Below are 21,231 nucleotides of genomic sequence, written 5' to 3'. Positions count from 1 at the left end.
GACATGTTGCAATCGTGTGGTGTTCGCGAACATCCGACACGAATGTGTTGACCTCGGGGCAGTCTTGCGGTTCTATTGCTCCATCCCAGGGTTCACGCTCCCTCGATGAAAGGAACCCCGTTCATGTCCGTATCCCATCGCAGACGCCCGTTCCGCGCCGCGTCGCTGGCGATCGCAGCGTTGCTGATCGCCGCTCCGGCCGGCGCGGCACATGCGTCAGACTCGCCGGTCGTTGCGCAAGAGGCACCCGACGAGTCCACGAGCTCGCCAACGACGTTCCGCATCGCGACGTCGGGCTTCGTCGACTCGTTCAATCCGTTCGTGTCGATCTACCTCACACCGACGAACATCATCCGATACGTGTACGAGTACCTCGTGCAGAACGACGCGGAAGACGGTTCTCCGACGAAGGGATTGGCGGACTCGTGGGAGACGGACGACGGGACGACGTGGACGTACACGCTGCAGGACGATCTGAAGTGGTCTGACGACGAACCCATCACCGCCGACGACGTCGTGTACACGTACACGCAGATGATGGAGGTCCCCGAGCTGGCAGTGGCGAACGGGAACCTGGTGACCAACTTCGAGAGCGTGGAAGCTCCGGACGACAAGACCGTCGTCATCACGCTCAAGGGGCCGCAGGCGACCAACCCCGGCATCGAGATCCCCGTGGTGCCCAAGCACATCTGGGAAGCGATCGACAGCCCGGCCGAGTTCGTGAACGATGCGGATGTCGTCGGATCCGGTCCGTACCTCCTGGAGTCGTACGAGGCGAACCAGCAGATCACCCTGAAGGCGAACCCGAACTTCTGGCGGGGTGAGCCTGCAGTGGAGCGCATTCAGTACGTGTACTACACCAACTCCGATGCCCAGGTGCAGGCGCTTCGCTCAGGCGAGGTCGATTTCGTCAGTGGCCTGAGCCCGACGCAGTACGAAGCACTCGAGGGCACCGACGGGATCACCGTCCATTCCGGAGAGGGGCGTCGCTACCACTCGTTCAGCCTCAATGTCGGCCTGATCACACGCGATGGCGTGCCGTACGGCACTGGCAATGAGGCGCTCAAGGACGTGGAGGTGCGTCAGGCTCTTCGGCTCGGGACAGACACGAAGACGCTGCTCGACAAGGTGCTCGACGGTCAGGGTGTGCAGGCGACCAGCTTCATTCCCACATCGTTCAGCAAGTGGACTCTGCCTGCCGATGACTCCGTGATCGTGGAGTACGACCCCGAAGCGGCCAAGCAGAAGCTCGAGGACGCCGGCTGGACCGTCGGCGCCGACGGTGTTCGAGAGAAGGACGGCGCCAAGCTCGAGTTGCGTCTGCTCGCGGATGCTGAGGACCTCCAGGAGGTGTCCATCTCCGAGTACTTCGTTCCCTGGATGGAGGAGATCGGCGTCAAGATCAACGTCGAGTCCACCGACTCCGACACGATCAGCGCGAAGGCCGTCTCGGGCGATTACGACATCTACTTCAGCGGTTGGAGCGTCAATCCGGACCCGGACTACCAGCTGGGCATCAACCTGTGCTCGACGCTTCCGACCGGCACCGACGGTTCGGGCGGTACATCTCAGGACGGCTACTGCAACCCCGAGTTCGACGCTCTGTACGACCAGCAGCGCGCGGAGCTCGACGAGCCCAAGCGCCAGGAGATCGTGCACGACATGCTCGCGCTGAACTACACCGACACCGCCCAGATCGCCACCTGGTATGCGAACTCCTTGGAGGCGTATCGCTCTGATCGGTTCACCGGCTTCACGCTGCAGCCGAAGGATGGCGGCATCATCGCGAGTCAGGCGGGCTATTGGGGCTTCCTGACGATGGAGCCGGTGGATGCGGCCTCCGCAGACGGAGGCGACGGTCCCCCCACCGGCCTGATCGTCGTCGGTGTCATCGTCGGCGTCGCGGTCATCGGCATCGTGGTGTTCCTGCTGCTGCGTCGTCGACGCAGCGCGGACATAGAGTGACCTGACGGGCCGCCGCGGTGCACGCCGCGGCGGCCCCATCTACGTGCAAGGAGGTACGGATGACCGAGATCATGCCATCCACGGGAGCTGTGATCCTCGAAGAGGAAGGACTGGACGAGCCGCCGCGGCGGGTGTCCGGTGCTCGTTACCTCTTCAGCAAGCTCGGCGGCGCCGCGGTGAGCATGGTGATGGTGATCCTGCTCGGGTTCTTCGCCTTCCGCATCCTCCCGGGAGATCCTGTCGCATCGATCACCCGGGAACGCCAGCTCAATGCCGAACAGGTCGAGCAGCTGCGGCAGCAGATGGGACTCGACAAACCGCTGTGGCAGCAGTTCGGCGACTATCTCGTCAACGTCGCAACTCTGAACTTCGGTGAGAGCTATGTGTACAAGACGTCGGTGTCCTCGCTGATCGGCGACTACTTCTGGAACACGATTCTGCTCACCGGCACCTCCGCCATCCTCGCCATCGCGCTCGGCCTCTGGCTCGGGCAGCATGCGGGCTGGAATCACGGCTCGCTGTTCGACAAGATCACCTCCGGCACATCGCTGGTGCTGTGGTCGGTGCCGACCTTCTGGCTCGGGCTGCTCCTGCTGATGGTCTTCGGCGGAACCCTCCACTGGTTCCCCACCGGCGGGATGCTCTCACCCGATCCCCCGACAGACCCACTCGGCCTGATCGGTGACGTGCTGGCGCACATGGTGCTGCCCGTCATCACGATGGTCGCCGTGGTCTACGCCCAGTACGTCATGGTGATGCGCGCATCCGTCATGGAGGAGAAGAGCGCCGATTACCTCACGACTGCGCGAGCAAAGGGGCTGAGGGAAGACCTCGTTCGCCGACGACACGCCGTTCCCAACGCCTTGTTGCCCGCCGTCACCCTGGTGTTCATGCACATCGGAGGGCTGATCGCCGGTGCGGTCACGGTCGAGACCGTGTTCAGCTGGCCCGGACTCGGCAAGCTCACCTACGAGGCCATCACCGGCCCGGACCTCCCGCTGCTGCAGGGAACGTTCGTCGTGTTCTCCGCGATCATCATCGCGATGAATCTGATCGCCGACCTCGTCTACCGATTCCTTGACCCGAGAGTGAGGCAGGCATGAGCACTCAGACCCGACTGCGCTCGCCACGCGCGATGGCGTGGGAGCGGCGGCGCAGCTCCTTCGCAGAGTTCTGCCGCGAGTTCGCGCAGAATCGCGCAGGCCTGATCGGCCTCGTCTTCCTCGTTGTCATCGTCCTGCTCGCCGTGCTCGCGCCCGTGCTCGCACCGGCGTCGATGCTGGATGTCACCACGCTCATCGACGCTCCCCGGTTCGCTCCGCCATCGTGGGAGCATCCGCTCGGCACCGACCACCAGGGGCGCGAACTCTGGGTCCGGATGCTGTGGGGCGCCCAGGTGTCGCTCCTGGTCGGGTTCGCGGCGACGGCGATGTCGATGGTCATCGGCACGATCGTCGGTATCGCCGCCGGTCACTTCACCGGGTGGTGGGGAGGTCTGCTGATGCGCACCATCGACTTCTTCCTCGTGCTGCCGTCTCTCATCCTCGCCATCGTGCTGACCTCGGTGCTCTCGCGAGGCGTGTGGACGATCGTGATCGCCATCGGGTTGACCTCGTGGGCAGGGACCGCCAGAGTCGTCCGCTCGCAGACGCTGTCGGTGGAGAGCCGGGACTACGTCGAACGAGCACGCGTGCTCGGCGCCGGGCACTGGCACATCATCGTCAAGCATCTGCTGCCTGCCGTGATGCCGCTGGTGCTGGCGAACACGACGCTGACGGTCGGCTCAGCGATCATCGCCGAATCCACGCTCTCCTTTCTCGGGCTCGGCGATACGACCGTGCAGTCGTGGGGCGCGATCCTGAGGAATTCCATGGATGTGTCCGCTGCGACGAGCGGCTACTGGTGGTATGTCCTCATCCCCGGACTCGCGATCGTGCTCGTCGTGCTCGCCTTCACTCTCATCGGCCGCGCCGTGGAGAACATCGTCAACCCGACCCTGAGGAACCGTTGACCTATGCCGGATCTGACATTCGAGGACGTCTCGATCACCTACCGCACCTCTGGACGCAACGATCGAGGAGAGGTGCCCGCCGTCACCAAGGTGTCGCTCAGCCTCCCGTCCGGTGGGACTCTGGGCATCGCCGGAGAATCAGGGTCCGGCAAATCCAGCCTGGCCATGAGCGTGCTGCGCCTTCTGCCGCGTTCAGCGAAGGTGACGGGCCGGATCCTCATCGGCGAGACCGACGTGCAGGCACTGAGTTTCGGGCAGCTGCGGGCGCTGCGCTGGGCCGACGCCTCCATCGTCTTCCAGGGCGCCATGCACTCGTTGAACCCCGTGCAGAAGGTCGGCGCACAGATCCTCGAGGCGCTGCAGCTGCACGTCACCGATCGATGGAAGAGCGACAAGGCGCGAGCGGCTCGCGTCAGCGAACTGCTCACGGCAGTCGACCTGCCCCTGCTCAAAGCGGAGTCGTTTCCGCACGAGCTCTCCGGCGGCCAGAAGCAGCGGGTCATGATCGCCATGGCACTCGCCTGCGAGCCCGACATCATCATCGCCGACGAGCCGACGACCGCTCTTGACGTGATCGTGCAGAAGCAGATCCTCGACATGATCAGCCGACTCGTGACAGAGCGGGGGATATCTCTTCTGATGATCAGCCACGACCTCTCCGTGCTCGCCACAGCCTGCGAGCGCATCGCGATCATGCGCGACGGCGAGCTCGTGGAACTCGGAGAGGCGCAGCAGGTATGCACCGATCCGACGCATCCGTACACCCGGCAGCTCGCCGAGGCTTTTCCGACCATCGGCGATCAGGCGTCGCGGCTCAAGCCCGTGACGCGGAAGGACCGTTCGCAGGTGACCGACGAGCCAGCCAAGGGCAAGAGCGACGAAGTGCTTCTGCGCGCACGCGGGCTCAGCGTCACCTACCGCTCCGGAGGCAGCACCATGCGGGCTGTCAGATCGGTCGACCTCGACATCCACCGCGGTGAGATCGTCGCTCTGGTCGGCCAGTCCGGATCGGGCAAGAGCACCTTGGCACGCACATTGATCGGGCTGCAGGCCCCGGACGAGGGATCGGTTCTGCAATTCCGCGGCTCCGACCTTCCGCGCTCTGGCAAGGCGCTGCGCGCTTTCCGCAGCGAAGTGCAGATGGTGCTGCAGGATCCGACTGCGGCGCTCAACCCGAAGCTCAGCGTGTACGAGTCGGTCGCAGAGGGGCTGCGTGTACAGCGTTACCGCGGCGACGAGCGCGAGCGCGTGGCGCAGAGCCTCACCGATGCCGAACTCACGCCGCCGGAGAAGTACTTCGGAGCGATCCCGCAGGAGCTCTCCGGAGGTCAACGCCAGCGGGCGGTCATCGCCGGTGCGCTCGCCGTCGGCCCGGAGGTCCTGATCGCCGACGAACCCGTCGCGTCACTGGATGCCTCGGTGCGCGGCGAGATCCTCGCGCTGCTGCTGTCGCTGCGCGAGCGGCTCGGCCTCAGCGCCCTGGTCATCACCCACGACCTCGGCCTCGCGTGGAACATCGCCGACACCGTCGCCGTGATGGTCGACGGCGAGATCATCGAGCACGGACCCACCGAGCAGGTACTGCTGGATCCGCAGCATCCCTACACGCGAAAGCTCTTGGCCGCCGCCCCGAGCATCGAGAGGATCAAGGCATGAGGGCGACGGCGATGCGCGATGCCTACCTCGGCTCCGCACCGCTGCAGCCGGGCGACACCGTGCGCTTCGTCTCGCCGTCCGGTCCGGGCAAGCCCGACAGCCTCGCTCGTGCGGTGGCGTTCTACGAGGCGTGGGGGCTCAACGTCGTCGTCGGCGATCATGTGCTGCAGCCTCACCCGCGAGCGACGTACCTGGCTGGTCCGGATGACGTACGTCGACAGGATCTCGTCGAGGCGTGGTCGGACCCCGACACCGACGCAGTCGTGTGCATACGCGGGGGCTACGGTGCGATGAGGCTGCTGGACGGGATCGACTGGGCGGCGATGCGTGAGACTGCCACACGGCGCGACGGTCGCCCGAAGCTGCTCACCGGGTCCTCGGACATCACGGCTCTCCACGAGGCGTTCCGCGTGCACCTCGATGTGCCCACGCTGTTCTGCCCGATGGCGGGCAACGATGTGTTCCGCGATTCGGAGCCGGTCCGCGATGACGTTCATCGCTGGCTGTTCGAACCGTGGGGAGGGCGCCGCATCGTCGGTCCGGCCACGGAAGCGCTTGCTGAGGGCGCGGCAGCCGGGCTGTTCACCGGCGGCAACCTCGCCCTGCTCGCGGGAAGCCAAGGGTCGAAGGAGGCTGCGGAGCCACCAGACGGCATTCTGTTCCTCGAAGACATCAACGAGGACATCTACCGCCTGGACGGATTCCTGCTGCAACTGCGGCGAGCTGGTCGGCTGAGCGCGGCATCCGGCATCGTCCTCGGCTCGTGGCACGGGTGCGCCGACCTCGTCGGTGTGCGGGCGCTGATGCACGAGTACCTCGCCGACCTCGGCGTCCCCGTGCTGTGGGAACAGGGCTTCGGACACGATCCCCACGCGCTGAGCGTGCCGCTGAACGTGAAGGGGTCGATGCGCGCCTCGTTCGGTGGAGGCGATCACGGGGTCACGCTCATGGTCGATGAGGAATCCTCATGAGCATCCCTGTCCCGGCCCTCGACACGCGGGCGGGTTGGTCGATCCGTATCGTAGATGCGGTCACCGGCGAGGCGTTGGCCGAGCACGAGCCGGATGCCGTGTGCGAGACGGCGAGCATCGGCAAGGTCTTCCTGCTGATCGAGGTCGCCAGACGGCTGGAGGACGGCCGCCTTCGTGCCGATCAGCGCGTGGAGATCCCGGCGGAGCATGTCGTCGCCGATTCGGGCCTGCTGTACCGGATGCTCGACCAGCGGCTCACAGTGCACGACGCCGCACTCCTCGTCGGCGCGGTCAGTGACAATCTCGCGACCAACGCGCTCATCTCGCTGTGCGGCCTCGATGACGTGCGCTCGGTCGCCGTCGAGCTCGGATACCGCGACACCTCCCTGCACGATTACATCCGCAACGAACGCACCTCCGATATGCCCTGGACGCCGTCGTACGGCACTGGTCGGGAACTCGCCGACGTGATGCGCAGGCTCGGCGCGCGCGAGGTTATCTCACCGGCAGTCAGCGAACAGGTCCTCGGATGGCTCGCCGCCGACACCGACACGTCGATGCTCGCCGACGCGTTCCTGCTCGACCCGCTCGCCCACCCCGACGCGGAATACCAGGGCATGCTGCTGCGGCACAAGACGGGCAGCACGAGCTTCGCCAGGATCGACATCGGGTGGGTGCAGGGGCCGGCGGCCACCGTCGCATACGCGGTAGCGGCGAACTGGAAGGACGCACGAGAGGATCTACGTGCACCGGTCGTCGATGCGATGCGAACCCTCGGCGAAGGCATCCGTGCGCACGTGACAGGACGCGCCCGTGACGTGGGGGATGAGTGACGCAGATCACGCATCTAGAACCGATCTCCGGGCTCGCCTGGAGCGTGTTCCGCGGCGGGCGGATGGAAGTGATGCATGCTCTCGGCCGAGAGCATGCCGATGCGATCCACGCCTTCCGCTCCCTGCTCGGCGGATCGTGGGAAGCGCAGGTGCGCCGGGCCGACACCGTCGCGGCCGAGCGTCTCGACGCCGTCATCGCGTCGACACGAGGACTGCTGCCCGTCGAATCTCAGGAGCTCGCCTGGATCGCGGAGGGCGCGGGCATCGCGGAACGGGATATGTGGGCGCGCAACCTCCGCGGCGACCTGGGGCGTGACGGCACGGGGTGCAGCGACATCGCATTCACCACGGATGCCGGCGTGGTGATGGGGCACAACGAAGACGGCGACGGCGAACTGCGCGAACATATCCGCCTGGTCACGCTTGACATCGACGGCGACCCCGCCGTGACATCGGTCTGGTACCCGGGGATGCTGCCGTCCAACGCGTTCGTCACGACGACGGCGGGCCTGGCGTTCGGCATGGACCACGTACCGGTCGTCGCTCCGCAGACCGACGGCGCGGGTCGGCACTTCGTCGCTCGGCATGCGCAGCGTCAGCCGACAGGGGAAGCGGCGCGTGCCGCGCTGACGCACGTGCCCTGCGCCGGTGGGTTCGCGTTCGATGTCGCCGACGCCGCGGGGCGGGCCGATCTGATCGAGAACGCGGCCGGCCACGTCGCCTCGGTGACGGGTCGCTACCGCCATACGAACCATCTGCGGCTGCTCGACGGCACGAGCGAGGGCCTCGCGGTGTCCGACGACGACGAGTGGCTCGGCGAGAGCATGACCCGGCTGGGCGTGCTTCGTGGACGCGGAACGCCGACGAGCGCCGTCGATGTGTTCGACGCGCTGCGCATCCCCGGCGTACTCGGGCGCTCGGAGGATCTGTGGACCTACGTGACCACGGTCGTCGACACGGCGGCCGATGAGATTCTCCTGCAGGGGAGTGGTTCGCCGTGGCGTGGTCGATGGAGCGCGTTCGCGCGCGGGGAGCGAGTGCAACTGTGATGATCGGCTTCGAGGACCTGGAGCGGGACTTTCCTGGGCTTTCGATCTCGGCGCTCGCCGCGGACGTCGACTCAGGCGTCGAGGTGTTCCGACACCATCCGGAACGGGTGCTCGACACGGCGAGCGTGGGCAAGATCTTTCTGCTGCATCGTCTGCTCACCGAGACAGACCGTGGCGAGCGCAGCCTCGAGGACAGGGTGACGCGTCGCCCGGTCGAACAGATCGACAACTCCGGCATCTGGTACCTGCTGCAGCAGGACTCGTTGACGCTGTACGACGTGGCGGCGCTCATCGGCGCGACGAGTGACAACGCGGCGACCAACACGCTGTGCCGGGTCATAGGACTGGACGAGGTGCACGCGCACACCCGCGCGCTCGGCTACACCCAGTCGGGCCTCGACGACATCGTGCGGTGGCCGCTGCCGCCTGGCGCTCCGCGGACGCTGTCGCACGCCAACGCGGAGGAGTTGGTGCGGTTTGTGCGGCGCACCGCCGACGGCGACGATCTCAGTGCCGCCGCCGGCGACACGCTGCAGCGCTGGCTCGGTGCCGGTATGGACCTCTCGATGGTCGCCTCCGCTTTCGGGCTCGATCCCCTCGCGCATTACTATTTCGACCGCGACGTGTGGCTCTGGAACAAGACCGGCACGATCAGCACCGTCCGCGCCGATGTCGGGCTGGTGATGTCGCCGACGAGAAGGCTGGCATACGCTGTGCTGATCAACTGGGAGCGCGGTGCAACTGCGCGCGACCGCGCACTCGACGTGATGCGGCAGGCCGGGGTCGCGCTCCGCGCCGAGCTGGAGTCGTGAGCCGGTCGCGTCCGGTCCCAGCGCGGGTCCGTCTCCGGCGCGGGTCTGTCGCCGCGTGAAAACCGGCGGAGCGACCGCCGGTAAACTGGGCAGCGACTTTCAAGGAGCCTTAATGACCGCCGCGCCCGCAGATCAGCCAGACGACACATCAGCCGAGGACATCCACGAGCAGAAGGCCGTTCGTCTCGCCAAGCGCGAACGACTCATCGCGCAGCGGACGGATGCCGCGGGTGGAGCGTTCCCTGTAGCGGTGCCGGTGACTCACACGATCCCTGCGCTGCGCGCCGAGTACGGCGATCTCGAGGCCGGTGCGGAGACCGGAGTGACGGTGGGTGTGGCCGGACGCGTGGTCTTCAGCCGCAACACCGGCAAGCTCTGCTTCGCCACACTGCAGGCCGGCGACGGCTCGCGCATCCAGGCCATGATCTCGCTCGCCGAGGTCGGCGAGGACTCCCTTGCACGCTGGAAGGAGTTCGTCGACCTCGGCGACCACGTCTTCGTGCACGGCCAGGTGATCTCCAGCCGCCGCGGCGAGCTGTCGATCATGGCTGATGACTGGGCGATCGCATCGAAGGCGATCCTCCCGCTGCCGAACGCATACTCCGAACTCAGCGAAGAGGGGCGAGTGCGCAGCCGCTACCTCGACCTCATCGTGCGCGAGCAGGCACGCACCACGGTGCGAGCCCGCGCAGCCGTCAACGCGAGCCTGCGTGCGACCTTCGGCATACATGACTATCTCGAGGTCGAGACGCCCATGCTTCAGGTGCAGCACGGCGGCGCATCCGCCCGTCCGTTCATCACGCACTCCAACGCCTTCGACACCGAGCTGTACCTGCGCATCGCGCCGGAGCTCTACCTCAAGCGCGCCGTGGTCGGCGGTATCGAACGCGTCTACGAGATCAACCGCAACTTCCGCAACGAGGGGGCCGACTCGACGCACAGCCCCGAGTTCGCGATGCTGGAGGCCTACCAGGCATACGGCGACTACAACCAGATGGCCGAGCTGACACAGGAGCTCGTGCAGCAGGCGGCGATCGCCGTCTCGGGCTCCACCACTGTCACCTGGGCCGACGGCACCGAGTACGACCTCGGCGGCGAATGGGATCGCGTCTCGATGTACGAGTCGCTTTCCGAGGCGGCAGGACGCACGTTCACCCCGGACGATGTGGTCGAGGATCTCATCGCCTTCGCCGAGGCGAACGGCGTGGACGTTCCGTCGCACGCCATCCACGGCAAACTCATCGAGGAGCTGTGGGAGCACTTCGTCAAGGGCGACCTCGTGCGTCCGACGTTCGTGATGGACTTCCCCGTCGACACCTCGCCGCTGGTGCGCGAGCACCGCTCGATCGCGGGTGTCGTGGAGAAGTGGGACCTGTACATCCGCGGGTTCGAGCTGGCGACCGGATACTCCGAGCTCGTGGATCCCGTCATCCAGCGCGAGCGTTTCGTCGAACAGGCGAAGCTCGCAGCATCCGGCGACGTCGAGGCGATGCGCGTCGATGAGGAGTTCCTGCGAGCGCTCGAGCACGGCATGCCGCCGTCGGGCGGCATGGGCATGGGCATCGACCGTCTGCTGATGGCGATCACCGGGCTCGGCATCCGCGAGACGATCCTCTTCCCGCTGGTCAAGTAGCACTCACCTCTCGACCGCCTCGCCGCGGTGGAATGACCACTGCGGAAGCAGTGCCGCATTGATCATGCTGCCGATGAGGCAGGCGAGCGAGTATTCGGGATCGATCTCGCTCACGAGCCGCAGATAGTGGGCGGCGTGCGAGGAACGGCCGAGCGCCCAGGACAGCCAGGCTGCGGCCGTGAGCGGCGCCGGCCGCGATGCGCGGGGCGCGCGGGCGGCGGCGCCTCGTGCGATCGTCAACGCGACCCTGAGCCGATCGACGTCGGGGCGAGGACCGCGCCCGAGAAAGATCTCGCCCAGATGGTCGGGTACTGTCGTTCCGCCCGCGGCGTAGGCGAGCTGTGCGGTCAGTGCCCGTTTCCCGGTGCGCAGGTCGGTCGCCCATTGCAGCAGTGCCACATCGCGATACCGTGGCCGCTGCATGCACCACAGCAGTGCGGCCGTGGCGAACGGCGGCAGATTCTCCGGCGAGTCGAGCAGGTCTTCGAAGAAGCGCGGCAGATCTTCGAGCACCACGGATGCGGCGATCGCCTGCGGGTTCGTGCGTGCACGGTCGGAGAGCCCCAGATGTTCATGAGCGAGCAGATCGGAGATCTCGAGCAGTGCACGGCCGACCCGCTCCTTCTCCGCGAGATCGACGACCGGCAGCGCCGTGCCGGAATCCTGGTCGCCCGCCACATCGGCCAGCCCCGGAATCGACACGGGTGCCGGAATATCGGCGATCGGATGCAGGGTCGGCTCATCGTGCAGGTAGCTCGCCCACCCTTCAGGGGTGACGCAGAGGGCGTCGACGATGTGCATGCCGAGGTCTTCGCTGAGGCCGAGGAGTTCGTCGACGACGATGCTCGACGGCAGCACGATCCCATCAGGGGTGTGCTGTGGCGCCTCGTCGGTGTACACGACGACGGCGACGGCATCCGTCCCTCTGACCTGCGAGACCAGACCGATCGCGGTGTCGACGTACTCGTCGAGGTCGACGCCGTCTCGCGGCAGGTCGATGCGCATCGCGCCGTGTGCGCGGGAGCGCTGGAAAGGCAGCAGCACGATGCTCCGCCGTGGTGTGAACCCGGCGAGGGACGGGACGAGGCCGAGGAACTCGGCGGAATCTGTGGCGCGGAGGACTGTGTTCATGCCGTGAGTGTGGCCGATCAGGAGGCGTGCGAACGGCTGTGCACAGGGTGGATCAACGGTTCCCCGATGTGGAGGACGAGTCGAGGGAGCGTGGCGACGGCGTACGATGGAGGCATGGACAGCTTCTGGGTCGCCGCAGCGTGGTCGCTTCTGCCGACGATCGGAGTCAGCGTGGTCTTCTACATCGTGATACGCGGGATCGTCCGCTCCGACCGGACCGAGCGCAAAACGCACGCGCGGATCGAGGCGCAGGAGCGCGCAGCGCGCGGCCTCCCGCCTCGCGCCTCCTGATCCCTGCGATCGCACCTGCCGAGCGCTGTCGTCCGCACCGGCTACGCTGAGGCTGGCGCCGCATTCGGCGAGCACGCGCGGTGGATGTCGGGGGTGAGTCGCATGGAGCAATGGCCGTGGTGGGTTCTCGGCATCGCGATCGTGATCGACACCGTGATCCGCATCACGGCGGTCATCATCATTCCGCGCAACCGCCGTCCGACCGCTGCGATGGCGTGGCTGCTCGCCGTGTTCTTCATCCCCTACATCGGGGTGATCCTCTTCCTCGTCATCGGCAATCCGCGTCTGCCTCGAGCGCGACGACGCAAACAGGATCAGATCAATGCCTACATCGATGAGACGAGCCACCAGTTGCATTTCGGCACGCTCCGCCCGAATGCCCCGGAGTGGTTCCCGCCCATCGTGGCGATGAACCAGAAGCTCGGCGCACTGCCGATCTCCGGAGACAACGGCGCTCATCTGATCAGCGACTACCAGAGCTCACTGGATGAGATGGCGGAGGCGATCCGCACCGCGGACGACTACGTGCACGTGGAGTTCTACATCCTGCAGTCGGATGACGCGACCGACAACTTCTTCCGCGCTCTCGAAGAGGTCGCGGCGCGCGGTGTCACCGTGCGGGTGCTGCTCGACCACTGGGCGAACCGCTGGAAGCCCCGCTATCGCGACACCATCAAGCGACTCGACGCGATGGGCGCCGACTGGCAGCTGATGCTGCCGATGCAGCCGCTCAAGGGCCGGATGCAGCGCCCCGATCTGCGCAACCACCGCAAGCTACTCGTCGTCGACGGCACGCTCGCCTTCGTCGGATCGCAGAACGTCACGGACTCCACGTACAACCTGCCCAAGAACATCAAGCGCGGACTGCACTGGGTCGACCTGATGGTGCGTGTGGACGGACCGATCGTGCTCAGCATCAACGCGATATTCCTCAGCGACTGGTACAGCGAGACCGACGAGGTGCTCGCCGAGATCGACATCACGCGGGCCGAGATCGGCAGTGGAGACCTGGACTGCCAGATCGTCCCCTCCGGACCCGGTTACGAGGTCGAGAACAACCTGCGACTCTTCCTCGCGCTGCTCTACGCGGCGCGCGAGAAGATCATGATCGTGAGTCCGTACTTCGTTCCGGATGAGGCACTGCTGCTCGCAGTGAACGCCGCATGCGACCGCGGCGTCGCGGTCGAGCTGTTCGTGTCCGAGGAGGGCGACCAGGCGGTGGTCTACCACGCGCAGCGCAGCTACTACGAGGCGCTGCTGCGCGCGGGCGTGCGCATCTGGATGTACCGCAGGCCGTACATCCTGCACACGAAGAGCCTCACGATCGACGATGAGGTGGCCGTCATCGGCTCGAGCAACATGGACATGCGCTCTTTCGGCCTGAATCTCGAGATCTCGATGCTGGTGCGAGGCGAGGAGTTCGTCGCCGAGATGCGGGCTGTCGAAGACCAGTACCGTGCGCTGAGCCGCGAACTCACCCTGGAGGAGTGGCTGCAGCAGCCTCTGCGCTCCACCGTGCTCGACAACCTCGCCAGGCTCACCTCCGCGCTGCAGTGAGCCTGTCGCATTCCCCGACGTCTCGACGCTGACACAGCGGCGAGCGACGGCTACTCTGATGGCATGACCACGCCATCGCGTCTCGTCCTTGCTGCATCGACCCTGTTCGCCGCGGCGTTGCTCGTCGCTGGCTGTGCGACATCGCCCGGCTCATCGACGCCGACCAGCAGCGCGACGCCGGATGACTCGGGCAGTGCGACCGCGCCGCCGGCCGAGGACGACATCGAGGCGGCCTGGCTCGACGACGGCCGGATGTTCGCCATCGTCACGTGGGGGTCGTCGACGTGCGTTCCGATCGTGGATGAGGTCACCGCCGACGGGCAGAAGGTCACCGTCTCGCTGGTCGACCCGCCCAGCTCGGACGGTGCGGAGCAGGCGTGCACGGCCGATCTCGCACCGCGTGCGAGCGTCGGCGGCATGCCTGAGGGCGTCGATCCGACCAAGGACGTCGAGTTCGTCGTCACGGTCGGCGACGTCACCGACGACGTCGATCTCGACGGCAACTCCGCGCTCACCGGGACGCCCGGCAGCTCCACCGAATACGCACCGAGCGCCGGCTGGTTCGACGACGACGACGGTGCGGTGCTGCTCACCTGGGGCTCATCCACCTGCCCACCGATCGTCGAGAGCGTCGAAGAGCAGCAGGGTGGTGCCACCGTCACGTTCATGACGGAAGACGGGGTGTGCACGATGGACATGGTGCCGCGAGCCACCGTGCTCGCGTTCGGCAGTGATGACGGCAGCGATGACGGTAGCGATGAGGGCAACGATGACGGCAGCGATGACGACGACCAGGACGATGGCGAGTTCGTCCTGACGCTCGTCGGCGGCAACCTCGACGGCACCGTCTCGGTGATCAAAGGCTGAGGCAGCTCGCCGCGCGCTCAGAGAGAATCGACGGGATGCCCCTCGGGCAGCGCCAGCAGCAGAGCGCCGGGGGCGATGCGGCAGCGGATCCGCACGGCCTCACCGAACTCGTCGCCGTCGAGTTCGATCGGTGTCGGCTGCGTGGCGGCGGCTTCGGCGACCTTGCCGCGCAGGTAGCGCACCGACGCGTCCCTGCCACGGCGTTGCAGCACCAGGCGCCCGGCGCGGAACCTGCGCAGCACCGAGTTGTCCCACCAGATCTTTCGCCACACCCCGAGCCATCCGAAGGGGCCGGTCGGCTGGATGATCGCGACATCCATCTCGCCGTCGGTGATCGACGCCGACGGGATAAGGGCGATCCTGGCGGGCAGCGTGCCGCAGTTCGCGAAGAGCACGCTGTGCACCTTGGTCGAATGCAGTCGCGACTCGTCCATCTGATAGACGATCCGGAACGGCTTCGCGTTCGGGAGTGATCGCGCGGCCCCGTCGACGTACGCCACCCAGCCGACGGACTTCTTCAGGTCGGGACGCGTGTTGGCGATCATGTCGGCGTCCAGGCCGATGCCGGCGAGCACGACGAAAGCGTGCTCGGTCGTCTCGCCGCTCTCGCGTGTGAGAGCGGCCCAGCCGATGTCGATCGGATACCGGTACTCACCGAGAGCGGCACGGATCATCGCCTCAGGGACGGCGAGGGGGAGTCCGAGGTTGCGTGCGAGCAGGTTGCCCGTGCCGCTGGGGATGATCGCCAGGGGGATCCCGGTGCTGGCCATCGCCTCGGCGACCGCCCGCACGGTGCCGTCACCGCCGGCGACGAGCACGACATCAGCGCCATCGGTGATGGCGGCGCGTGCGGCCTCCTGCCCGGCATCCTCGATCGTCGTCTGGTGGAAGGACGGCGCGGCCCACCCCGCGTCCTTCGACAGCTCGCGCACAGCGGAGCGCAGGCGCTTCTCGTCGACCTTGATGGGGTTGTAGACGAGGGCGGCCCGGCTCTGTGGGGAGGCGCTCTTCGGCATGCCGTTCACTCTACGTCCCCGCCTCAGCGCCGGCATGCACCCCCGGTAGACTTGATGAATGATCGACCTCGCCCTTCTCCGCGACCAGCCCGACCTCGTCCGCCGCTCGCAGATCGCGCGCGGCCACGACGCCGCCACCGTCGATGCGGCGATCGAGGCCGACCGATCGCGTCGGGCAGCGCTGAGCGCGTTCGAAGATCTGCGTGCAGAGCAGAACGCCTTCGGCAAGCAGGTCGCGAAGGCTCCCAAGGATGAGAAGGCCGCCCTCGTCGCGCAGGTGAAGGAACTCGCCGAGCGCGTGAAGCGGGCGCAGCAGACGGCGAACGAGGCGGCGGATGCCGCGGCATCCGCTCTCGCCCCCATCGAGAACGTCGTGATCGACGGCGTGCCGGCAGGCGGGGAAGCGGACTTCGTCGAGCTGCGCCGCGTCGGAGAGGCGCCGACCTTCGATCCGGCATCGTTCCCGAACGGCCCGCGCGACCACCTCGAGATCGGCGAACTGCTCGGCGCGATCGACATGGAGCGCGGCGTCAAGGTGTCCGGTTCGCGCTTCTACTTCCTCCGCGGCATCGGAGCGCGGCTCGAGATCGCGCTGATGAACATGGCGCTCGACAAGGCGCTGCAGAACGACTTCGTGCCGATGATCACCCCGACGCTGGTGCGTCCGGAGATCATGCAGGGCACCGGGTTCCTCGGCGAGCACGCTGACGAGGTCTACCACCTCGACAAGGACGACGACCTGTACCTGGTCGGCACCAGCGAGGTCGCGCTCGCCGGGTACCACAAGGACGAGATCGTCGACCTCTCCGGTGGCGCACTGCGCTACGCAGGGTGGTCGACCTGCTACCGCCGCGAGGCCGGCTCCTACGGCAAGGACACCCGCGGCATCATCCGGGTGCACCAGTTCAACAAGCTCGAGATGTTCGTCTACACCACCCAGGACGACGCTGAGGCGGAGCACCTGCGCCTCGTCGCGCTTCAGGAGCAGATGCTCACCGCTCTCGGACTCTCGTACCGGGTGATCGACGTCGCTGCCGGCGACCTCGGCTCCAGCGCCGCGCGCAAGTACGACATCGAGGCGTGGGTTCCGACGCAGGACGCGTTCCGGGAGCTCACCTCGACGTCCAACTGCACGACGTTCCAGGCGCGTCGCCTCGACGTGCGGCACCGCCCTTCGACAGGCTCAGGGAGCGCGGCGGAGGACGGGGCCACGGCGAAGACACAGCACGTTGCGACTCTCAATGGAACACTCGCGACGACCCGCTGGATCGTCGCGCTGCTCGAGACGCATCAGCAGCCGGACGGCTCGGTGATCGTGCCAGAGGCCCTGCGGCCGTACCTCGGCGGGGTGGAAGTTCTGGAGCCGACGCTTCGGGATGCGCAGGGGACACTTCGGCAGGCGGCGAAGTGACGGCTGCCTGGCTCGTCGGCCTCGACGTCGACGGAACGATCATCCTGCAGGACGAGACGATGAGCCCCGGCGTGCCGGAGGCAGTCGCGCGCGTGCGCGATGCCGGTCACTTCGTGACGATCGCGACAGGGCGAAGCTGGATGGCCACGGAGCGCTGGCTCGACGCGCTCGAGATCACCCCGGAGTTCGTCGTGTGCTCGAATGGCGCCGTGACGATGCGCCGCGTCGGCGAAGCATGGGAACGCTGGCACGTCGAGACGTTCGACCCGACTGCGGTTCTCGCGCTGCTCACCGAGCGACTGCCGGAGGCGCACTACATGGTCGAACTCGCGACCGGGCAGCGCCTGTTCACGGGTGAGCTCGACGATTGGACGCTCAACGGCGGCCGCATGGTCGAGCTGGATGAGCTCGGCGCCGAGCCGGTGTCGCGTGTGGTCGTGGTCTCGCCGGGGCACAGCGAGGACGACTTCCATCGTCTGGTAGCGGATGCCGGACTCAACGAGGTCTCGTACGCGATCGGCTGGACCGCGTGGCTCGACATCGCCCCGCAGGGAGTCGACAAAGGCACGGCGTTGGAGCGTGTGTATGCCGAACTCGGCATGCGCGGCCCCAATGTGTTCGTCGCCGGGGATGGCCGCAACGACCTCGGCATGTTCAGTTGGGCGCTCGGCATCGGCGGTCGTGCCGTGGCGATGGGGCAGGCGGTCGACGAGGTCAAGGATGCTGCGGGTGAAGTCACCGCAGACGTCGAAGTCGGCGGACTCGCGCTCGCATTGGACACGCTGGTGGATCATCCAGCGGTCCCCCAGGTGGGGACGAGACAATGAAACCGGCTAGACTCGACCACTGATCGGCGGATTCGTCCGTCGATGGAGGGTTGTCCGAGTGGCCGATGGAGCTGGTCTTGAAAACCAGTGGGCAGAGATGTCTCGTGGGTTCGAATCCCACACCCTCCGCATCATGAGCTGACTGCGGCACCCCCGACTGCAACAGACTCGAAAGGCATTGAGTGAGCGAGAAGATCCGTCGCCGCAGGACTGTGGCCCGCCACGGCCAGCTGCGGTCCCCGGGCCCGATCAATCAGCTTCTCAAGATCATCGGCATCGCGCTCGCCGTCGTGCTGGTGAGCGGGGTGAGTGTCAGTGCCTTCGTCGTGAGCGATCTGTACGGTACGGCCACGGCGGACGCTGTCGAACTCGAAGGGCAGAAGCCTGTTCCGCCGGACATCAGCGAGTACGAGGGCGGGTTCGACATGCTGCTCGTCGGAACCGACACGTGTGAAGAGGCTTACGCACAGCTGTTCGGCGACAGGTGCACCGGCGACGATGCTGCGGGCAACCTCAACGACGTCAACATCCTCGTGCATGTCTCCGAAGAGCCGCGTCGCATCACCGCGGTGAGCTTCCCGCGCGACCTGATGCTCCCGATTCCGGAGTGCACGCGTGAGGACGGCAGCGTCGCGTCGGCGATGAGCAAGCAGCCGCTGAACGGCGCGTACACGGACGGCGGCCTCAACTGCGTCGCCAAGACGATCACCGAGATCACCGGCCAGGACATCGAGTTCGCGGCATCCGTCACCTTCGGTGGTGTGATCGAGATCACGAACTCCATCGGCGGCGTCGACGTCTGCCTGGCCACTCCCATCAAGGACCGTTTCACCGGTCTCGACATGGCTGCCGGAACGCACACGGTCGAGGGGCTCCAAGCACTGCAGTTCCTGCGCACCCGCCACGGCGTCGGCGACGGCAGCGACCTGGGACGCATCGGCAACCAGCAGCAGTACATGTCGAGCCTGTCCCGCAAGCTCATCAGTGGCGAAGTTCTCGGCAACGTCCCGGTCATGCTGCGCCTGGCCAACACCGCACTCAGCAACCTCGAGGCCAGTACCTCCCTGACCAACCCGATGACGATCGTCCAGATCGCCCTCGCGGTCAAGGACGTGCCGTTCGAGGACATCGTGTTCCTTCAGTACCCGACGTTCACGGACTCCGACGACCCCAACAAGGTCGCCGCGAACACGGAGGCCGCGCAGGCGATGTGGGACGCGATCAACGCTAACCAGCAGCTGCAGGTCACATACCAGAACACCGAGAACGACGGTGTCGTGGTCCAGGAGCCCACCGCTCCCGTTGAGAGCGGGACCGGCACAGAGACTCCGGCGCCGACGGATACCGCCGTCGCCCTGCCGGACTCGATCAAGGGCAACTCGGCCGCACAACAGACCTGCTCGAACGGCAACGTCCGCGAGTAGGGCGCTGCCCCTAGCGTGCGTCGTCGACGCGGGTCGCCCGAACGGCCATGAACTGCCGACCGGGCAGCTCCACGCGCACGGACCCGGCGGGATGAGTGCCGGGCACCTGCTCGATCGTCATGTTCCACGTGTCGATCACTTCGACCCTCCACGCGCCCTCAGGCAGCACTAGATTGCGGAACCGGGGACGGTTGAAGCCGAAGTAGCCCACGCGAACGCGGTCGGAACCGCCCCACGGCACGTCCCAGTCGCTGGGAAGCGGGTCCCATACTCCGGCTGGCGCCTCGGCGATGAGCCCTTCGAGGAAGCCGATGCGCTCAGGCGAGCTCCCATGCAGCTCGCCACCCTTGGACCACCACAGGACGTCGTCGTCGAGCCCGAGTGCGTCAGGCAGGTAGGTCTCGCCGTGCCCGACATATCCGCCGCGGACCGCGCCCTCCCAGAATCGGCGCACCATCTCCTCGCCGGTGATGTTGCCCCAGCCCTGATCGATGTCGCCCTCATAGGCGCATTCATCGATGACGACGGGCTTTCCCCAGCGTTCGCGCCACTCATCCGTGTTCTCGGCCGTGCGGTACACGTCCACGCGCTGCACGCTGACATGCGTGATCCAAGGGGCGCTGTAGTCGTAGAACGGGCGGCAGTTGTGGATCGAGTTCAGATGCCCGAAAGCATCCTCTTCCCCCACGATGGCGGCCAGGCGCTCCCAGTCGGGGGTGTCCTTCGACCACAGCAGGTCGTACTCGTTCGCCATCGACCACCACACGTTCGCGAAGCCGGACAGCCGCCGCACGAGGTAGCGCAGATAGCGTTCATCGACCGCCGGGCCGAGGTCGGCGAAACCCCAGCGGTCGTACGCGTGGAACAGGACCAGGTCGGCCTCGATGCCGAGCGCCCCCAACTGGGCGATCCGCTTCTCGAGCCGGCGGAAATGCTGTGGATCGAACCGTTCGAGATCGAAGCCGTCGGCGAGCGAGCCGACGAATGGGAAATCGTCGGGCTCGTTCGCGTTGTACAGATACGACTTCGGGAACACGCACATGCGTATCTTCGTGAACGGTGCTTCGGTCAATGTCGCGAGGGTCTGCTCCTGGAGGGCATCAGGCTGATGCGTCCAGGCATACGCGGTGGTGCCGAGCGGCCGGTGGCGGGTGCCGTCAGCGTGGGTGAAATGGAAGCCGTCAACGCGCACTGGTCCGTGCGCGCCATCGCGCGCCTCTCTGACTTTCACCGAGCCGGTGAGGCCATCCATCGAACGCGCCGTCGACCGGGTCTCGAAAGTCCACAGGCCCTCGACGTCGGCAAGCGCACGGACGACGTATGCCCCGTCGCCGTCATAGAAGCCGCCGACCCGCACCTCCGTGTCAGCACGGGTGAAGACCGCTTCGAGCTCCACATCGACGAATGGGTTTCCGTGCGACGGGCCGGCGATGCGGATTTCCAGCGGATCCCACAGCGCGACGAAAGCGGGCAGCGTGATCGTCGCGGAACCCCGGACGACTGCGTCGCCCTCGTACGCGGCATCCGCAGCGATCGCCGGAGCGTACGGCGCTCGCTTCTCGCCGTCGCCGACCTCTGCCAGCGCTGCCCACAGTCGCTCGCGCGCGGCTGGATCCTCCAGCTCGGGGACGAATGCGACGAGCTGTCCCAGACGCACGCCGCTGTATTGCTGCACCATCGGCGACGCGGCGATGCCGGGAAGATGGCGCTCGAGGACGGCGCGTCCGAGCGGACTGTCGAGTGTGTCGCCGAAGGTGGATGCGCGATCGAACATGTG

18 protein-coding genes and 1 tRNA gene are annotated in these 21,231 nt (G+C 66.7%); 16 read left to right on the top strand and 3 right to left on the bottom strand.

Features of this window, described 5'->3' with window-relative positions:
• The first annotated feature begins 123 nt into the window (after positions 1-123).
• The 9 genes from J1M43_RS14365 (at position 124) to lysS (ending at position 10,930) form a co-directional block, all read left to right on the top strand.
• Positions 124-1,965, top strand: coding sequence for an ABC transporter substrate-binding protein (locus tag J1M43_RS14365; protein ID WP_206477101.1), 1,842 nt, complete (start codon positions 124-126; stop codon positions 1,963-1,965).
• A gap of 59 nt (positions 1,966-2,024) precedes the next feature.
• The gene (locus tag J1M43_RS14360; protein ID WP_206477100.1) at positions 2,025-3,068 is read left to right on the top strand and encodes an ABC transporter permease; all 1,044 of its coding nucleotides are present in this window, start codon (positions 2,025-2,027) and stop codon (positions 3,066-3,068) included.
• Entirely contained in the window at positions 3,065-3,976 is a 912-nt protein-coding gene (locus J1M43_RS14355; protein WP_206477099.1) for an ABC transporter permease, read from the top strand. The genes J1M43_RS14360 and J1M43_RS14355 overlap by 4 nt, the downstream gene beginning before the upstream one ends.
• A 3-nt stretch (positions 3,977-3,979) precedes the next feature.
• A complete protein-coding gene (locus J1M43_RS14350; RefSeq protein ID WP_206477098.1) occupies positions 3,980-5,632 on the top strand; it encodes an ABC transporter ATP-binding protein in 1,653 nt (550 codons plus the stop codon).
• Positions 5,629-6,603 carry an LD-carboxypeptidase gene (locus J1M43_RS14345; RefSeq protein ID WP_241245245.1) on the top strand — a complete coding sequence of 325 codons (975 nt, stop codon included), beginning with the start codon at positions 5,629-5,631 and terminating at the stop codon, positions 6,601-6,603. The genes J1M43_RS14350 and J1M43_RS14345 overlap by 4 nt, the downstream gene beginning before the upstream one ends.
• On the top strand, positions 6,600-7,436 hold the full coding sequence (locus J1M43_RS14340) for a serine hydrolase (RefSeq protein ID WP_206477097.1): 837 nt from the start codon (positions 6,600-6,602) through the stop codon (positions 7,434-7,436). Before J1M43_RS14345 ends, J1M43_RS14340 begins: the two co-directional genes overlap by 4 nt.
• Positions 7,433-8,485 carry a C45 family peptidase gene (locus tag J1M43_RS14335; protein ID WP_206477096.1) on the top strand — a complete coding sequence of 351 codons (1,053 nt, stop codon included), beginning with the start codon at positions 7,433-7,435 and terminating at the stop codon, positions 8,483-8,485. Before J1M43_RS14340 ends, J1M43_RS14335 begins: the two co-directional genes overlap by 4 nt.
• A complete protein-coding gene (locus J1M43_RS14330; protein WP_206477407.1) occupies positions 8,485-9,297 on the top strand; it encodes a serine hydrolase in 813 nt (270 codons plus the stop codon). The genes J1M43_RS14335 and J1M43_RS14330 overlap by 1 nt, the downstream gene beginning before the upstream one ends.
• 112 nt (positions 9,298-9,409) lie before the next feature.
• On the top strand, positions 9,410-10,930 hold the full coding sequence (gene lysS / locus J1M43_RS14325) for a lysine--tRNA ligase (protein ID WP_206477095.1): 1,521 nt from the start codon (positions 9,410-9,412) through the stop codon (positions 10,928-10,930).
• A gap of 3 nt (positions 10,931-10,933) precedes the next feature.
• On the opposite strand, the gene J1M43_RS14320 is transcribed toward lysS, so the two are convergent.
• Entirely contained in the window at positions 10,934-12,061 is a 1,128-nt protein-coding gene (locus tag J1M43_RS14320) for a DUF4192 family protein (protein WP_033105235.1), read from the bottom strand.
• 114 nt (positions 12,062-12,175) lie between these two features.
• On the opposite strand from J1M43_RS14320, the gene J1M43_RS14315 reads away from it, so the two are divergent.
• From J1M43_RS14315 to J1M43_RS14305, 3 genes are all read left to right on the top strand, one after another.
• Entirely contained in the window at positions 12,176-12,352 is a 177-nt protein-coding gene (locus J1M43_RS14315) for a hypothetical protein (protein ID WP_200880944.1), read from the top strand.
• 102 nt (positions 12,353-12,454) lie between these two features.
• A complete protein-coding gene (gene cls, locus J1M43_RS14310; protein WP_206477406.1) occupies positions 12,455-13,909 on the top strand; it encodes a cardiolipin synthase in 1,455 nt (484 codons plus the stop codon).
• Between the two features lie 63 nt (positions 13,910-13,972).
• Positions 13,973-14,776, top strand: a complete 804-nt coding sequence (locus J1M43_RS14305; RefSeq protein ID WP_206477094.1) for a hypothetical protein — start codon at positions 13,973-13,975, stop codon at positions 14,774-14,776.
• Positions 14,777-14,793: 17 nt separating this feature from the next.
• On the opposite strand, the gene J1M43_RS14300 is transcribed toward J1M43_RS14305, so the two are convergent.
• Complete coding sequence (locus J1M43_RS14300) at positions 14,794-15,792, bottom strand: diacylglycerol kinase family protein (protein ID WP_206477093.1); 999 nt, start codon at positions 15,790-15,792, stop codon at positions 14,794-14,796.
• Between the two features lie 58 nt (positions 15,793-15,850).
• Between J1M43_RS14300 and serS the strand changes: the two genes are divergently transcribed.
• The 4 genes from serS to J1M43_RS14280 all read left to right on the top strand — a co-directional run bounded on the left by serS (position 15,851) and on the right by J1M43_RS14280 (position 19,454).
• Entirely contained in the window at positions 15,851-17,203 is a 1,353-nt protein-coding gene (gene serS, locus J1M43_RS14295) for a serine--tRNA ligase (protein ID WP_206477092.1), read from the top strand.
• The gene (locus J1M43_RS14290; protein WP_033105230.1) at positions 17,200-18,030 is read left to right on the top strand and encodes an HAD family hydrolase; all 831 of its coding nucleotides are present in this window, start codon (positions 17,200-17,202) and stop codon (positions 18,028-18,030) included. The genes serS and J1M43_RS14290 overlap by 4 nt, the downstream gene beginning before the upstream one ends.
• A 44-nt stretch (positions 18,031-18,074) precedes the next feature.
• A tRNA-Ser gene (locus J1M43_RS14285) sits at positions 18,075-18,159 on the top strand.
• Positions 18,160-18,212: 53 nt separating this feature from the next.
• Positions 18,213-19,454, top strand: coding sequence for an LCP family protein (locus J1M43_RS14280; protein WP_206477091.1), 1,242 nt, complete (start codon positions 18,213-18,215; stop codon positions 19,452-19,454).
• A gap of 10 nt (positions 19,455-19,464) precedes the next feature.
• Here the strand turns inward: J1M43_RS14280 and J1M43_RS14275 are convergent, their stop codons facing one another.
• Positions 19,465-21,228 carry a DUF5605 domain-containing protein gene (locus J1M43_RS14275; protein WP_206477090.1) on the bottom strand — a complete coding sequence of 588 codons (1,764 nt, stop codon included), beginning with the start codon at positions 21,226-21,228 and terminating at the stop codon, positions 19,465-19,467.
• Positions 21,229-21,231: the final 3 nt, after the last annotated feature.

It is taken from the genome of Microbacterium sp. KRD172, from assembly GCF_017168295.1.
Lineage (GTDB): Bacteria > Actinomycetota > Actinomycetes > Actinomycetales > Microbacteriaceae > Microbacterium > Microbacterium profundi.
This window is presented reverse-complemented; position numbering and strand designations above follow the sequence as displayed.